This window comes from Haliscomenobacter sp. (assembly GCF_965225875.1).
Lineage (GTDB): Bacteria > Bacteroidota > Bacteroidia > Chitinophagales > Saprospiraceae > Haliscomenobacter.
The window spans coordinates 1,404,196-1,422,177 of record NZ_CBDDBS010000003.1 but is presented as its reverse complement, the minus strand read 5'-3'; the positions used below and the strand labels follow the sequence as shown (position 1 = coordinate 1,422,177).

General features: G+C 49.4%; 8 protein-coding genes. All 8 read left to right on the top strand.

The window, feature by feature from the left end; genetic code table 11:
- Positions 1–128: 128 nt before the first annotated feature.
- The 8 genes from ACO08K_RS25975 to ACO08K_RS25940 all read left to right on the top strand — a co-directional run bounded on the left by ACO08K_RS25975 (position 129) and on the right by ACO08K_RS25940 (position 17,912).
- Positions 129–1,613 (top strand): amidase, encoded by a 1,485-nt coding sequence (locus ACO08K_RS25975; protein ID WP_421799405.1) that lies wholly within the window; start codon positions 129–131, stop codon positions 1,611–1,613.
- Positions 1,614–1,869: 256 nt separating this feature from the next.
- The gene (locus ACO08K_RS25970) at positions 1,870–7,152 is read left to right on the top strand and encodes a gliding motility-associated C-terminal domain-containing protein (protein ID WP_421799404.1); all 5,283 of its coding nucleotides are present in this window, start codon (positions 1,870–1,872) and stop codon (positions 7,150–7,152) included.
- Between the two features lie 383 nt (positions 7,153–7,535).
- The gene (locus ACO08K_RS25965; RefSeq protein ID WP_421799403.1) at positions 7,536–10,241 is read left to right on the top strand and encodes a 4-alpha-glucanotransferase; all 2,706 of its coding nucleotides are present in this window, start codon (positions 7,536–7,538) and stop codon (positions 10,239–10,241) included.
- 161 nt (positions 10,242–10,402) lie between these two features.
- A complete protein-coding gene (locus ACO08K_RS25960) occupies positions 10,403–11,740 on the top strand; it encodes an SWIM zinc finger family protein (protein WP_421799402.1) in 1,338 nt (445 codons plus the stop codon).
- Between the two features lie 33 nt (positions 11,741–11,773).
- Positions 11,774–13,372 (top strand): DUF5691 domain-containing protein, encoded by a 1,599-nt coding sequence (locus ACO08K_RS25955; protein ID WP_421799401.1) that lies wholly within the window; start codon positions 11,774–11,776, stop codon positions 13,370–13,372.
- 12 nt (positions 13,373–13,384) lie between these two features.
- Complete coding sequence (locus ACO08K_RS25950; RefSeq protein ID WP_421799400.1) at positions 13,385–14,461, top strand: ATP-binding protein; 1,077 nt, start codon at positions 13,385–13,387, stop codon at positions 14,459–14,461.
- Positions 14,462–14,482: 21 nt separating this feature from the next.
- A complete protein-coding gene (locus ACO08K_RS25945; protein ID WP_421799399.1) occupies positions 14,483–16,729 on the top strand; it encodes a DUF5682 family protein in 2,247 nt (748 codons plus the stop codon).
- A complete protein-coding gene (locus ACO08K_RS25940) occupies positions 16,722–17,912 on the top strand; it encodes a VWA domain-containing protein (RefSeq protein WP_421799398.1) in 1,191 nt (396 codons plus the stop codon). The genes ACO08K_RS25945 and ACO08K_RS25940 overlap by 8 nt, the downstream gene beginning before the upstream one ends.
- The last annotated feature ends 70 nt before the right edge of the window (positions 17,913–17,982 follow it).

Here is a 17,982-nt window from a genome sequence, read left to right as displayed (position 1 = left end):
AGAATAAAAAAAGGAAAATGGCTCAATTATGCGCTATTTTTTAGGGAAATAAAATATCTGGTAAAATAAAAGCTGGAATATATCTTGGATTGCTTAGTTTTATTCAACGAAAATCCAATTGTAATCCAATGTTGAACTACACCGAATACCGACAATACGACGCTACTGGACTGGCCGAGCTGATCCGGAAAAAAGAGCTTACCGCCAGCGAATTGCTGGAAACAGCCATCCAAAGGGCTGAAGCAGTCAATCCAAAGGTCAATGCCATTATCTATCCATTGTTTGATTCAGCTAGGATTACAGCCGCAATAGATGGGACCGGACCATTTTCCGGGGTTCCTTTTTTGGTGAAAGACCTGGGCCTGGAAATAAAAAACACGCCAATTCGGACCGGGTGCCGGGGTTATGAAGGATACATCTCCAAACAAGACAGTTATGCCATCCAGAAGATCCGCGATGCTGGACTGGTCATTATGGGCAAAACCAATACACCCGAGTTTGGACTGACGCCTTATACTGAACCAGAATTGTTTGGCCCCAGCCGCAATCCCTGGAATTTGGCGCATTCACCAGGGGGGAGTAGTGGTGGTTCTGGTGCAGCTGTTGCAGCGGGGATCGTACCCATGGCTACGGCCAGTGATGGCGGTGGCTCCATTCGGATTCCCGCTTCTTGTTGTGGTTTGTTTGGGCTAAAACCTACGCGTGGCCGTATTTCGCTGGGGCCTGTGGGAGGGGAAATGTGGAGCGGGGCAGTGGTTGAGGGTTGTGTCAGCCGCTCAGTGCGCGATACGGCAGCATACCTGGATGCCATCGGCGGCTCTCAAGCAGGCGACCCATACCTTACGACGCCATCGGAGGGTACTTACGTTTCTCAATTGGGTCAAAATCCCGGAAAACTGCGCATTGCCTTTAGTACCGTTCACCCTCTTGGGCTCGAAGTGGATCAGGCCTGTAAGGATGCTGTATCCAAAATAGCGAAACAACTTGCTGATCTTGGGCATCATGTGGAAGAGGCAAAACCTTTACCCTATTTTAAGGAAGATTTATTGAAACGTTTTTTGGTGGTGGTATCCGGTGAAGCCGAAGGCGAATTGCAACAATTGAGTAAATTCCTCAAACGCCGTCCGACTACCTCGGATGTGGAGACAAATACCTACGCTCTGGCCTTGTTGGGACGTACCTTCAAAGCCGGTGATTTTGCCCAGGCCAAAAAGGAATGGAATGAGATAGCCCAAAGAGTAGCTCGTTTCCACCAACAGTACGATTTGTTGCTCACCCCAACCCTTGCCAGCCGCCCGATCAAAATTGGAGCCTTGCAAAACACCACTGCCGAACAAACCTTGCTCAAATTTGTCAATGCCTTCAATTTGGGCTTTATGGTCAAAGCCAGCATTGGGCAATTGGCAGATAAAGCTTTTGGCTACATTCCCTGGACTCCCTTTGCCAACATGACTGGCCAACCTTCGATGACGATTCCTACTTTGTGGACGGAGGAGAACCTGCCTGTTGGGACTATGTTTACGGCCATGCAGGGGCGGGAGGATTTGTTGCTGCGGTTGGCGACGCAGTTGGAGGAGGCGATGCCTTGGGGCGGGAGGATGGCGGAGCTGTGATCCATCAGAGTCCCGTGATCGTGCGACCTGGAAAGGGCTGCGCCCTCTCTTAGGAGATGTCGCCCCTTCGGGGCTGGTTCACAATTAATTAAGGCGGGGATTTTTTACGTTGCTTCAACGAAACCCTACGTATACAAAGCGTAAGCTTACGTTTATACATTACTTTGGTCATTCCATCCGCGAGCATCTTACCTTTGGTTTGCAAGCCTGAATACCTTGTTACAGGCTAGTCCCAAAAACTGCAAATCATATTCCCATGAAAATATTTACCCCCTTGCTCTGGGCTTGTTTTGGGCTGTTCAGCCCCCTCTCCTGGAGCCAAAGCATGCAACCCTATGGATTCATTGAAAACCGGGGCCAAATCCATACTCAGGACAATACCAAATCGCCAATCCGCTTTGTTTACACCACTCAATCGGGATTAAATGTTCAGGTACACGAAGGAGGTTTCAGTTACGATGCCTATCAAATTATTCGGGACACCCTCATCGTTGACCCAAAAACCAAAAAATCCCGGAAATTGCCCAGGACTTACCAGTTTCACCGGGTAGATATTGATTTTCCCGGATCGAATCCTGATGTTCAAATTGAATCACTGGAAGCGGCCAAGGATTACCTGGTTTATTACTTGGCAGAACACCCGGTTGGACTGCGGGTTCGGCACCATCGAAAGGTAATTTTCCACAACCTTTATTCACATATTGACCTGGAGCTCGTGGCCAACCCAGGCACGGAAAAAGCTTTTGAATACAATTTCATCCTGCATCCCGGCGCTGATTTGGCTGACATAAAAATACGCTACCAAGGGGCTTTAAAAACTCACTTTCACCCCGATTACCTGGATTTGCAACTCAGCATGGGCAACCTTCGGGAAAGTATACCCGCTAGTTTTTGGGCCGAAAGCAAACAGGAAGTACCACTAAGTTACCGCTTGATTGAACAGGACCAAAAGCCAGAAGGTAGTATTACCGTCGGATTTAGTGGCCCAAGTGGCGCCCTGAACCAAACCCTGGTCATTGACCCAATTCCCAGCCTAAAATGGTCGACCTATTTTGGAAGTATTGGGTATGATTATGGATGGGATTTGGAATACGACAGGAAAGGGCAACTGTATCTATGCGGAGCCGCTCAATCGACTAGCAACATAGCGACTAGAGGTGTCCACCAAAGCATCAACAATGGCGACTTTGATGCATTGATTGCCAAGTTTGACACCACTGGACAACGCATCTGGGCCAGCTATTTTGGTGGTAGCCGTGATGATTATGCTCAAAAAATCAAGCTAAATTCAGCGGGTGAACTCATCATTACGGGAGGCACCAAGTCCAATGATGACATTGCCAGTCCAGGGGCTGAGATGTCCCAATCCAATGGAAAAGATGATGTTTTTTTGGCTAAATTTACGACAGACGGGAACCGTATTTGGAGTCGGTATTGGGGATGGCCCGATTATGATCATGCTTCTTCTCTAACCACAAACCAACAAGGAGATATTTTTATCGGCGGAGTTAAGTGGATACCTGGTTTGCCAAATGATCCACTTTCTTTTTCAACTGAAGACTTTTTAGCCAGTTTTACTACCGATGGGCGCTACATCAATTCCATTTTTTGGAGTGGAAATAATGATGCTGGCGTTTACGACCTGCTTTGTGATGAACAGTGCAATATTTACGGGGTAGGCGCTACTTATTTGTTAAATGCGGCGGTTTCTCGCAATGCTTACCAGCCCCGCAATGCGGGAGGTGCAGATGTTTGGCTCTGGAAACTGGACTCCAGTTTTAACATGATTTGGGGTACCTATTGTGGTGGTAGTGGTGATGATTCGGGAGTGGCTCTTTTTTTAGATGCCCAGAAGAACCTCTATTTTACAGGAACAACTTCCTCCGCCAATTACCCATTGGGAAGCAATGCAGGAATGAATGTATTAAGGGGGGCGTATGACGCTCAGGTTACCAAATTTTCTGCCGATGGTCAATTGTTATGGGCTAGCTATTTAGGTGGTTTTGGGAATGAATACGGTAATGATCTGAAACTAGATCCCCTCGGTACTGGGGCGATTTTTGTAGCAGGAGGCAGCACCGAAAGCCCTGGTTTTGTTGGCTCAAAAGCGTGGCAAACCGAATTTGGTGGAGAACTTGTAGATGCCTTTTTGGCAAAACTGGATGCAAGTGGGCAGTTGTTGTGGTCTACTTACTACGGTGGAGCGGGTAATGATGGATTTTACGCGATGGAGGTCGATAGCAGTAAGAACATCTACTGTCTCGGATACACGAGTTCCCGGGAAGGGATGGGGACTCCAAACACGCAACAAAATTATTACGGTGGGGATGGTGCTGATCTGCTGTTGAGCAGTTTTAAAGATTGTTACGCCCCCTTGGCGCCTCAAAATACAACTCCCGCTACAAGCCTGCGCATTTGTGGCGGCTTGCGCACCACCCTGAAAGCCAGAGGTGAAGGAGTTATCAAATGGTTTGATCAGCCCGAAGGTGGCCGTTTATTGGGTGAAGGGGATAGTTTGCGTACCATCCCGCTCTTTGCCACCACCACTTTTTATGTTCAAGACAGTGTTTGTGGGCGTTCCCGTACCCGTACTGCCGTCACGGTACAGGTAGATCCCCGACCGGATGTCAATCCTGGTTCACCTCAAACGGTTTGTGCAGGTGAACGGGTAGTGGTCAGTGGCCGAGGTGCCATTTTTTACCTGTGGGATGGCGGGGCCATCAACGGTATTCCCTTTACCCCCCGTGAAACGCGGACGTATACGGTGGTGGGTACCGGAGGTTTCGGTTGTCGGGATACTGCACAGTTGTTGGTTACGGTACTACCCCGACCCGAGGTCAGTGCCGGGCCGGATCGCCGATTGTGTCCAGGAGAAAGCCTGGTGTTGCAGGGAACTGGTGCCTTGCGGTATACCTGGGATCGGGGCATTGTAAACGGGCAGCGTTTTGTGCCTGCTTCTGGGGGGACCTACACCGTGATTGGTCAAGCGAACAATGGCTGTCGAGATACTGCGAGTATGACGATTAGACTGATGTCCCAACCGAGTGTGGATGCTGGCCCGGAGCGCCGGGTATGTGCTGGAGACACCTTGAGTTTGCGCGGCTCAGGTGCAATCACTTACGAATGGGACTGGGGTGTCAAAAATGCGCAACCTTTTCAGGCTACCCAAAGCCGGCTTTATACCGTTGTTGGGATAGACTCCAATCAATGCCGGGATACCGCCCAAGTACAAGTCTCAGTTCTTCCCAGCCCCCGGATCAGTGCTGGAAGCGACCGGGTCATTTGTGAAGGGGAACAAATCCTCCTGGAAGGTAAAGGGGCCCTGACCTATACCTGGGATCGTGGAGTGATCAACAATCAACTTTTTCGACCATCTAGTACTACGATCTACACCGTATTTGGGCGCGATGCCAACAATTGTACCGATACTGCACAAGTACAGGTAACTGTAAACCCTCGACCGATCGTCGAACTCCCTGGCACCATCGGTGCTTGTATCGGAGAAACCGTGACCATTGAGCCTCGGGTAAGTGGAGGTACGGGAACATACACCTATACCTGGGGTGGAGGATTTAAGGGGACCAGCGTCCAGATTCAAGTGGAGTACAATTTAGAGTTAAGGCTCCTGATTACCGACCAAAAAAGCTGTGAAGCCAGGGATACCGCTTTTATTGTGGTCAATGCGGCACCACAGGTGTCTATTTCTGGCCCCGACTCCATCTGCGCAGGCGATCAGGCCATTTTGGAAAGGGTAATCAGCGTAGGTCGGCCCCCTTATCGCTACACCTGGCAGGATGGCCAAAGCACCGCACAAATTACGGTGGTGCCTCGTGAAACCAGCACTTACACTTTGATCGTAGAGGATGGCAATGGATGCCGGGATACGGCGAGGTATACGCTGCAGGTTTTTGCTACCCCTGAATTACGCGTTGAACCAGGGCTGGATATTGTCATTTGCTCTGGGGTTCCCCTAACTGTAAAAGTTTCTGGTGCAGACGAATACATTTGGCGAGGCCCGGACGGATTTCAAATTACAGATTCCACAGTTTACATGAGGGTTCCCATGCAAGGCCGATATGATATAGCTGGAATAAATATCCGGGGAGGCTGCAGCGCAAATACCTCTTTTCAAATCACCACGCCACCGTTTGCTTTGGCGGAGATCGTCGGCCCTTCCAGCATTTGCAGTGGGGATAGCCTGGTTTTGTCAAGCCTTCAGGGTGGTACTTATTTGTGGAGTACAGGGGCACAAACCAGGGAACTTCGCTTGAAACCCATCCGCAGCGAAACGTATAAACTGACCTTTACCGGTTCCAATCAATGCCAGGATACGACCCAAATTACGGTCAGGGTAAATGAACGACCAGAAGTAAGCGCCGGTCCAGATCGCCAAATTTGTGCAGGAGATTCATTGATTTTGCAAGGGCGTGGAGCTTTGAACTACATTTGGGATGATGGTGTACTTGATGGCAAGGCTTTTTTCCCTAAGGACACCAAGATTTATACAATGATAGGCACCAATGCCGAAGGATGTAGAGATACTGATCAAGTACAAGTGCAAGTCAATCCTGTCCCCAAACTAGCACTTCCTCCTGCTGTTATGGTTTGTGCGGGGGAAACAGTGAGCATCGAGCCACAAGTCACTGGAGGCATCGGGCCATACACTTTTATCTGGAGCAATGGTTTAAGTGGCAATAAAATCCAATTTCGCCCCACCAACAGTTCCTCGCTGGGGCTTCGAATTGCTGATGCTCAAGGTTGTAAAACCACTGGCAATGTCTCCATCCTGGTCAACGCCCAACCTGACTTATCCATCACCGGACCTAAACAGCTTTGTGTGGGAGAAAAGGCCACTTTGAAAAAATCCATCGCGCTTGGCCGAGCGCCTTATCGCTACAGCTGGCAGGATGGCCAAAGTACGGAACAAATCGAAGTAACTCCCCAGCAAACCAGTACCTATTCCCTGATTGTGCAGGATGCCAATGCCTGCCGGGATACCGCAAGTTATACACTGGAGGTGCAAGCTCATCCCGAGTTGACCCTCTTGCCAGAATACAAACTTAAACTGGGCAAAAGCGTGAAACTGATTGCTGGAACTCAACTTGGGAACTACCAATGGACGCCTGCCGATGGCTTGAGTTGTACCGATTGCCCCGACCCCGAGCTGCGCAGCACCCAATCCGGGAAATACTGCGTCACCGTCGTCAGCGAGAGCAATTGCCGCAGCGAGGCGTGTACTGAGGTTACGATTGAAGGCGAATGCCAGGTATATGTGCCCAATGTTTTTAGCCCCAATGGCGATCAAATCAATGATGCCTTTTGCGCGTATAGTCCTTGTATTGCAGAGGCACAATTGTGGATTTATGACCGCTGGGGGAATTTGGTTTTTCAATCCAATCCCAATGAGACTCAGCCTTGTTGGGATGGAAGCTCTCGTGGACGGGCAATGGATGTAGGGATGTATTATTACCGATTGCGGGGAGTGGATGTTTTGGGAAATGCGGTGGATTTGGAGGGTAGCGTAAGTTTGTTGCGCTGAGTTTTATTGATTTTTTTGGAAAAACCTGATACAAGACCACCATGAAAAAATGAGCACAAAGAACTCAGAGGCAGCACAAAGGGCACAAAGGCGCGATTTTGACAAAGCATTTCGCCTGGGCTATATCTTATTTTGGATGTAAAGCCTTGTCAACGTCTAACTTTGTGTCCTTTGTGCTGCCTTTGGGTTCTTTGTGCTAAAAAAATGCTGCTTTATGATTTCTGAAAAATCCGCGATGATTCGTGTTTAATTGAGTTGTAAAATGATAGATTTAGTTGCTTGAATTTATACAACAAGGAAATTGAAAGTATTCTCTCTCCATCAACATATTCCCCAAACTCCCCAACTTTTATTATCTTTCGCCCCACTTCAATGTATGAAACATGACGATTACTTTTCAAATCCACTATCTGACCAAATGGGGGCAACAACTTGCCATTGTAGGCAATGTACCCGAACTGGGCAGCGGCAACGAACAACAGGCCCAGGTGATGCAATACATCGGTGGCGGCTACTGGCGGATTTCCATCCCCTTTAAAAAAGCTCCGAGCAACCTGGAGTACAAATACCTGATCAAGGATGATAGCACCCTCTCTGCATTTAGTGCCGAATGGGGCAACCGCCGCAAATTGCGCATTTCCCGTGCTGCGGGCGAGCACCTGTTTTTGAAAGACAGCTGGCGGGCCATCGACCATCCCGAAAATGCTTTTTACACCGCTGCGTTTGAAAAAGTAATTTTTAAACCACAAGCTACCTATAAAAGTATCTCCGTTGCGCCGGACGAGCTGCGCTTGAGTATCCGTTTCCAAATGCGGGCGGTACAGGTTCCGGCGGGGCTGCAATTGGCTTTGTTGGGCAGTTTGCCTGAGTTAGGTTCCTGGGATTATGGTCACCCTGTGTTGTTGGGCAATGCCGATTTTCCTACCTGGACGGGGGAAATCAGCATCAGTTACCGCCAGGGGTTTGAATACAAATACGGCTTTTACGACCCCAAACTCAAACGGATCGTAGAGCTGGAGGCTGGCCCCAACCGCAAATTGGATGGTGCACCACTGGATGCACTGGTGAATTCACTCATCGTTTGTGACGAGTACTACGCCCAGACCGGAGGTAACTGGAAGGGCGCTGGAGTGGCAGTCCCCGTTTTCTCCCTGCGCACTGAAGACAGCCTCGGGGTAGGGGAGTTCAACGACCTGAAAAAAATGATCGACTGGGCACAAAAAGCGGGTTTGCGCATGGTGCAAATCCTGCCCGTCAACGATACTTCGGCTACCCATACCTGGACAGATTCCTATCCATATGCGGCCATTACCGTGTTTGGTTTGCATCCCCAGTTTTTGCACTTGGATGTTTTGGAAGGCATCAACGCCAAAAAAGTAGCGACTGAGCGCAAAAAGCTGAATGTCCACCCCGCGGTGGATTACGAGGCAGTCAACAAGTCCAAACTGGGTCTAGCCCGGGAAGCTTTTAACAAAACCCAAAAGGCTTTTCTGGCCAGCGCCGAGTTCCAGGCCTTTTTTGCCGAAAGCAAACATTGGCTGGAACCCTATGCCGTATTTTGCTACCTGCGGGATAAATTCAAATCAGTAGAATTTGCCGAAAATTGGGGCCCATACGCCCAATATTCTCCAGCCGTCCTGGCTGAGTTGGCCTCGCCGGATGCACCGGATTATGCCGATGTTGCTTTCCACTATTACCTGCAATTCCACCTGGACAAACAATTGCGCGAAGCATCCGATTACGCCCGTTCCAAGGGTTTGATCCTCAAAGGCGACTTGCCCATCGGCATTTACCGCCACAGCGTGGATGCCTGGGTGGCGCCGGAATTGTACAACATGGATGGGCAGGCAGGCGCACCACCCGATCCATTTTCCGACAATGGCCAAAACTGGGGTTTCCCCACCTACAATTGGGCCGAAATGGCCAAAGATGGCTACCTCTGGTGGCGGCAACGCATGTCACAATTGTCCCGTTATTTCGACGCTTACCGCATCGACCATATCCTGGGCTTTTTCCGCATCTGGCAGATTCCGCTCGATCAAGTGGAAGGTACTCTAGGCTTTTTTAACCCCGCATTACCTATCGTGCGGGAAGAGTTGGACGCTCGCGGCATCTATTTTGACCATGAGCGTTACTGCAAACCTTACATCACCAAACAATTGCTTGACGAGCGTTTTGGAGAGGAAGCAGCGTACGTACGCACCCAATTCCTGGACGAAATCCGCTTTAATTATTTTGCCTTTAAACCTGAGTTTGACACCCAGCGCAAAATTGAAGCCTTTTTTAAAGCACCCGAAAATCAGGATAAAATCCACTTGCAAACGGGTTTATTCAAGTTGATCAGCAATGTGTTGTTGTTGGAAATTCCGGGTAGCAATGGCCGGGAGTTTCACCCACGGATTGATCTGAACAAAACCTACTCCTTCCAGCAACTGGATTATAGCCAACAGAACAAGTTGCAAGACTTGTACATCGACTATTTCTACCGCCGTCAGGAGGATTTCTGGCGGGCTCAGGCCATGCAAAAATTGCCTGCGCTCAAGGCAGCTACGGACATGTTGATTTGTGGTGAAGACTTGGGCATGGTGCCCGCCTGTGTGCCGGGCGTGATGCGAGAAATGGGGATTTTGACCCTCGAAATCCAGCGCATGTCTAAAAACCCCGCCACTGAGTTTTTGCAGGAAGCCGATATTCCTTACCTCTCGGTTGCGAGTCCTTCCACCCACGATATGGCCCCAATCCGGGCCTGGTGGGAAGAAGAAGATCCCGCGTTGATCAGCCGCTTTTTTCACAACGAATTGCAATTCATGGGCCAGGAGCCTTACACCTGTGAGCCTTTTATTGCCAAAGCTGTAGTGGAAAAACACTTGCGCTGGCCGAGCATGTGGACGGTATTCCCGCTGCAAGATTTGCTGGCGATGGATTTAGAACTGCGCCGGGAAAATCCTGCGGAAGAACGGATCAATGTACCTGCCATCATGCCTTATTATTGGCGCTACCGCATGCATCTGACGCTAGAAAACCTGCTGGGGCAGGATGGGTTTAATGGCATGTTGTACGATTTATTGCATCGGAACCAAAGAGCTTAATTGCCTTGCCCAAAATATAAAAGCCCCATTTGCAGTTTAAGTTGTAAATGGGGTTTTGTTTTTTTTGTAAAAATGGCATAAAATCATTTTGTTATTAAATTATTTGTTTTAAATTTGTTCAAACCATGATACCCTTAACCTAAATCCTGTGGAGTAAAACAATGGCTACTTTTACCGAAGAACAAATTGCCCAGTTGGCCCCTGATGCCTCCTCTTTAAAGGCAGGTCGCGACTTAGCCAATGAAAAAAAATGGCCGGCCCTGCATTACAATCACCGCGTTATTTGGGGTTTAGCACAAGGCTCGGGCTCTCAGCCATATCGTACCCAGGTAGACCAGGGCTCATTGGGTTATAGTTGCACTTGTCCCAGCCGTAAATTTCCTTGCAAACATGCACTGGGGCTCTTGTTCATCTTTGCCCGCCGTCCCGACCTTTTCCAACAAAGCAATGCTGAGCCTGATTGGGTAGAAAAGTGGATGAACACCCGTGAAGAAAAAGTCGAAAAGGCCAAAGCTGAGCGTTTACACCCTGCTATAAAAGACGTCAAAAGCAAAGCCAAACGGGAAGCAGTTCGCTTGGAGTTGGTCAAAGCTGGTGCTGCCGAGTTGGAATTGTTGCTGCGGGATGTGCTGCGTTCGGGCTTGCTGAATCTCCCCAATCGTGGAAATGGCTTTTTTGAGCAAGCCGCCGCTCGCATGGTCGACCAACAAGCCAATGGATTGGCTCAAATGTTGCGTCAATTCACCAAAATCAACTACAGTACTGGCAATGCCTGGCACAGCGAAGCCCTGGAACAAATGGTGCAGCTTTGGCAAGTATTACAAGCATTTAAACGCATCGACGAACTGCCCGAACTGCTTCAGGAAGATGTACGCAGTTTGCTAGGTTGGGCTCCAAAACAAGAAGAAATCTTGGCCGATGAGCAGGTGCTGAGTGTAGAAGATCAATGGCTGGTAGTGGGCAAACAGAGCAGTGTCGAAAACAACATTACGGTAGTTCGGCTTTATTTGTGGGGATGCCAGACGGGGAAAGCTGCCTTGCTACTGGATTTTATTGCCCCTGGAACCGCCCCGAAGTACCTTTTTGCACCGGGTATGGTGCTGGAGGTCACCCTGGCTTTTTTCCCTTCACAACGCCCTTTTAGAGCCATCGTCAAAACGGAAACAAAAACGCACAACCAATTGCCCCGAACCTGCCAGGAAATTACGGATTGGTCTGCGGCCCAGACAGCTTTGGCCAAAGACCTCAGTCAATATCCCTGGGTCGAGTCGAGTTTGTATTTCATGCAATCGCTCCAACTGATCCATGTGGAAGAGCGCTGGTACCTTGCTGATACCAACCAGGCTTTGATGCCGCTGCATCCGGAATTTTCGGAACAACAGCGCTGGTTGCTTTTGGCCATTACTGGTGGGCACCCTTGCCCAACCGCAGTGCTGCGCAAACGGGATGCGGTCGTGCCCTTAGGGGTATTGGTGAAAGAAGGGTATAAGTCGATATAAATTCATTTGCTGATCCAACTAAAGATCAAATTGATGAACGATTGGAACGAAATGGTTAAGTTGGGAATGTTGGGTACGGAAAAGGCGGTGATTTCGCCCGATCTTTTGCCTGATTCATTACAAAGCTACATTCCAACTCTAGAGGTAGCTGACCGGGAAGGCGATTTTTTACAAGCTGCGGCTCTGCTCCTGGCCTATCGCCGGGCCGGAACCCAGGCTGCCAGTCCTCCTTTTCCACGCCTAAGCCCCGCTCCCGAAGAAGAACTCCCCTACGTCAACAACCGGCAGAGTGCCATATTGAGGAAATTGTTGGATGAAGATGTATACCGAAACAAGGCCTTGATTGGGCTGTGGTTACAGCATTGCGCTATGAGCAAACGAATCGTGACTCCCGATTTTTTGCCAGACTTATTGAATTTTCAATCCACTTTTGCGCATTTGCTTTTTTTTACCGAAGTGCTGGGTAAACGGGGCTTGTGGCTTTCGGTGCAACGTAAAAAGTGGACCTTGCTGGAAACCAGCCCTGAAAAAATTTGGCAAGAAGGCAGTAGCGCCGAGCGAAATGAATTGATCCAGCACCTGTGGAAAAATGAGCCGAATCAAGCTTTAGCATACATCACAGAGGCCTGGGCTACGGCCAATGTTAAAGAACGTTTGTCCTGGCTAAATGGCTTGATTCATTTACGCAGCGATGACGCCCTTGATTTTGCAGAAGACTTGTACCAAAACTTGTTGGATACGGGCACCAAGGGTAAAGAGAGCTTGGAACAACAACTGGCCATCACGGCAGCTTATCTGTTGTCACAACCTCGTTCGCAATTGTATCAAAAAATCAGCCCTTCACTGCAAAACTTGATCAAACGCAGCAAGGGTTTTTTTGGACTAAAAGAAAAAGCCACCCTGGAATTGCCCAATACTTTTGACGATTTTTTCAATGAAAAATCGGCCCAAACTTTGGGTTTAAGCACAGAAAAGGGGGGGAGCCCATCCGTACAAATTAAAAAATGGTTTGGCCAAATACTGACTCATTTGCACCCCACCTGTTGGGAGGAGGTGCTAGGGGAAGATTGGCGACAAATTTTTTCACTTTTTCCACCCACATACTATGTCCCCCTGGCACATGCCCTGGGAAAAGCCGTCCAGCGTGAGGGTTTGAAGGTATTCACCACTTTACCGCTGCTTGCGGCCACATCTGAAGAGGTACTGATTGAATTGCGCAAAAGAGACTTGTTGCACCATGAAACCAGCCCTTTTGCGCGTTTGCGATCGGCTTTAGCACTCTTACCTCAGGAGGAACTGGAAAAATTCATTCGTTCCTTGGACTCCCGGCAACTGGGTTATTTTTACCAATCTATCCCTGCACCAGTAGGCGAGTGGTCCTTAAAAACCAGCCAATTGCTTTATACTGAAATGCTTGATCCGACCAAAGATCAACAAGGCTTTCAGAAATACTTGCTCAAAGAAGCCTGGTCGCATTTGCACCTGGGGATTTTGCCTGAAATGGCCAATACAATCAACGCCACCACAGGGTACAGCCCCGAGGCTACCATCGTATACAATTACGTCAAACCTTTGTACAATCATTTACTGATCAAACAATCAATCCTGCAAGCTTTTAACACCACCAACTAATTTCCCACAACTATGAAAACGGTTTTACGCCAACACGCTGAAGAACAATTTGCAGAGGAACTGGAGGAACTGCGCAAACAGGACTCTGGCCATCGCCCGCCCAACTGGCTGCTGTCGCCAAGGTCGGTGGTGCAATACCTGACTGGAACCAAGCTCAAAAACGGCTATGAAATCACGCCCAAATACATCGGTAACAATCGCCTGATGGAAATCGCGGTAGCTACGCTGACCACCGACCGAGCCCTCCTGCTCTATGGTTTGCCCGGAACGGCCAAATCCTGGGTAGCAGAACACCTGGCCGCAGCCATTGCCGGAGATTCTACCCTGATGATTCAGGGCACGGCCGGCACGGGAGAGGATGCCATTCGTTATGGCTGGAACTATGCCCGCTTGCTGGCGGAAGGGCCTTCGGAACAGGCTTTGGTTGAATCGCCCATGATCAAAGCCATGCGCCTCGGCAAAATTGCGCGGATCGAAGAATTGACGCGGATTGGCGCCGATGTGCAGGATACTTTGATCACCATTTTATCCGAAAAAACTTTACCCATTCCTGAGCTAAGCTCCGAAGTCCAAGCCACGGAGGGATTCAATCTCATCGCCACGGCCAATAACCGAGACAAAGGTGTTAATGAACTCTCCAGTGCACTAAAAAGGCGCTTCAATACGGTCATTTTACCCGTTCCGGCAAGCCTCAAAGAGGAAGTAGACATTGTGCACCGCCGGGTAGATAGCTTGAAAAAAGCCTACAAATTGCCTGCCGAAGCACCCGCTTTACAGGAAATCCAGCGATTGGTGCAAATCTTCCGAGAATTGCGCTCAGGCATAACTGCCGACGGGAAAACCAAAATCAAATCCCCATCGGGTAGCTTGAGCACTGCCGAAGCGATTTCGGTGGTGGGTAATGGATTGGCCCTGGCCGCTCATTTTGGGGATGGCCGATTGAATGCCGATGATTTGGCTTCTAGTCTGATTGGAGCCGTGGTGAAAGACCCAGTGCAAGATCAAGTGGTGTGGAACGAATACCTGGAAACGGTCATCAAAACCCGGGAAGATTGGCGTGACATCTACCGTGCCTGCAAAGAACAATAAGTAAGCCCAAAACGATTCAACATGTCGGTACAAATATTGGGAGTTCGGCATCACGGAGCAGGTTCAGCACATTATGTCGCCGAGGTTTTGAAAAAACTCAAACCGGATTTGATTCTGGTGGAAGGCCCTCCCGAAATGGAGGCAATGGCGCGCTGGATTGGGGACAAAGCCCTCAAACCGCCAGTTGCAGTGTTGTGTTATGACCAGGAGCGCACTGAACAGGCTGCATTTTATCCATTCGCGGTCTATTCTCCCGAGTGGGTGGCCATCCAATACGCCAATGCGAAAAAAATCCCTTTTCGCATGATGGATTTGCCTTTGGCCATTCATTGGCAAATGGAACGTGACGGAACCTTTCAGCCTACCACAGAAGCAAGTGTACTCAAATCACCTTTAACCCATTTTGCTGAGGCAGCGGGTTATGAGGATTCCGATTTATGGTGGGAAGATCATTTTGAAAATCGTTACCTACCAAAAGAAGCGGATGCGCATTTTGAAGCAGTTATGCTGACCATGCAAACGCTACGCGATGCTGGATTACCCTCCCATTTGGAGCTGGAAAATGAATACCGCGAAGCGTACATGGCTCAATGCATCCGGCAGGCGCAACAGGAAATGTACCAAAACATCGTAGTGGTATGTGGGGCCTGGCATGGGCCTGCTTTGCTGAACCTGGAAGCAAGTGCAAGCCAGCACCAGGGAATACTCCAAAAATTGCCCAAATCCAAAATCAAGGTTGATGCCTCCTGGGTTCCCTGGACCAACGAGCGCCTGACCTGGTGGAGTGGCTACGGTGCCGGGATAGCCTCACCGGGTTGGTACAGCCACCTTTGGGAACATCCTAAAGATACGACGGGCGTTCAGTGGTTGTCGGGAGTGGCCCGCTTGTTTCGCAGCAAAAAGGTGGATGTGTCGACGGCCCATGTGATTGAAAGTACCCGCCTGGCTGAGTCCCTGGCAGCCTTACGCGATCGTCCTCGTGCGGGCTTGCTGGAGTTCAACGAAGCTACCATTGCGGTGATGTGTATGGGGGAGGCCATTCAGATGGAGTTGTTGAAACGAGAACTCATCGTGGGCAAAGACATTGGTAAAGTACCCAAGGACTTGCCCAAGTTGCCTCTGCATGCTGATTTTGAGCACAATATTGAAAAGTTGCGATTGCCTCAACCTGAGGGAAAAAAATTGCTGGAACTGGATTTACGCAAAGACCTGGACCTCAAACGTTCCATCTTTTTCTTTCAGCTTCAAGTGCTGGAAGTGCAATGGGCCCAACAGACGGGCGTGCGCAGCCGGGGTACTTTTAAGGAAGGTTGGGAGCTAAAATGGCGACCTGAGATTGTCATTCAAATTGTCGATAAAGGCATTTGGGGCAACACCATCGAAGAAGCGGCGAGTAAGTATCTGATCTCCAAAGCCGATCAATCCACTGCAATTACCGATTTGGCGGAGTACATCCGGCATGCCATTCCCGCCGAGTTATTCGTAGCGATCGATCATTTATTGCTGAAAATTAATGAATTGTCGGCAGTAGTGGCCGATATTCAGCAACTGATGGCTGCAATTGGACCATTGAGCCATGTCAGCCGTTATGGCAATGTGCGGGGTACCGATTTGCAAGCCATTGCCAAGGTCGTGGAAAGTATGTTGATTCGGGTGTGCGTGGGGCTTCCCACTGCCTGTTACGGTATGGATGAACAAAGTGCACAAAGCATGTTCAAGCTCATCCGCAGTGTACACGATGCGGTGCGCCTTATTGAAAATCCAGATTTGGTAGGGCAGTGGCAACAGGTTCTGCAAACCTTGGCCATCAAAGAAGGCACTCCGGCCATCATCCGCGGTTGTACCAGCCGCTTGTTGTTCGATGCTCAAGTAGTCTCGCAGGAAGAAACCACCACTCAATTTGGTTTGGCGCTTTCCAATGGCAATCAGGCAATGGAAAGTGCTGCCTGGTTGGAAGGTTTTTTGAGTGGCAGTGGCACCATTTTGTTGTTTGACCCACACTTGTGGAACCTCTTGTACCGCTGGATGGCTGAATTGGAGGACGATGTATTCAACCACATGTTGCCCATTTTACGGCGCACTTTTGCGCAATTCCCTACTGCAGAGCGCAAACAGATTGGGGAAAAGGCGCGACAGGGTACACAGAATACAGGGAATAAGCCTGCTGAACAAAATGATTACCAGAGCTTTAATGAAGAACAAGGTGCCAGTGTGTTGCCAACCTTGGCCTTGATTTTTGGACTAAAACAACCCGAAAGCCATGTCTAACATTTTAACGCGCTGGCGCCTGGTGCTGGGTGGAGAGGCCGCCGATGGCACCCAGGCTCAATTGAGTGACCAGGAAGCTCTAATGGACGAAGCACTTTCTGCCTTATACGATTTTGATGGCCGGGGTGGCAAATTCAAATACGCTCCCGGCGCCAAAGGCCCTGGTGGTTCTGATTCTGGTGCGCCCAATGTAGCACGTTGGTTGGGGGATATCCGTCAGTATTTTCCGCAAGAAGTGGCCGAAGTAATGCAGCACGATGCCTTGAACAAACCTGCATTGAAAGAAAAATTGATGCTGGAACCGGAAATATTGGAACAAGCCAGTCCTGATGTACATCTGGTAGCCACCTTATTGGAGTTGGGCAAACTGATTCCCGAACGCACCAAGGACACTGCCCGCATCGTAGTACGCAAAGTGGTGGACGAATTATTGAAACGCTTGGAACAAAAGACCATCGCAGCTATCACCGGAGCCATCAACCGCAGTGTGCGCAATCGCCGCCCCAAACACAATGAAATAGACTGGCACAGCACCATTCAAAAAAACCTAAAACATTACCAGGCTGAGTACCGCACGATCATTCCCGAGGTATTGATTGGATATGGCAAAAAAACACGCCGGGCACTGAAGGATGTTGTGCTTTGTTTGGATCAGAGCGGGTCAATGGGCACTTCGGTGGTGTACAGCGGGATTTTTGGTTCGGTGATGGCCTCTTTGCCCAATGTAAAAACCCAAATGGTGGTGTTTGATACCCGAGTAGCGGATTTAACCGAAGACCTGAAAGACCCGGTTGATTTGCTTTTTGGGGTGCAATTGGGAGGTGGAACGGATATTAACCTCGCTTTGGGTTATTGCCAGGGCATCATTGCCCGGCCAACGGATACCATTTTGGTACTGATCACCGACTTGTATGAAGGCGGCGACCAAAATCAAATGCGCCAACGCATGGCCGAAATTGTGGCTGCGGGCATTCAATTGGTGGTTTTGTTGGCACTCAATGACGATGGATCACCCAGCTATGATCGGGGAAACGCACAGTTCCTGGCTGCTTTGGGTGTACCTGTTTTTGGCTGTACGCCCGACCAGTTTCCGGATTTAATGGCGGCAGCCATCGCGCAACAGGATTTGATGCAGTGGGCAGGTGAAAATAAAATTGCGCTGAAGGGAAAGGCAACAAGTTGATTGGATCAAAAATGGAACCATAATAAATGCGAAAGGGGTGTGTAGATCACTACGCACCCCTTTCACAAGA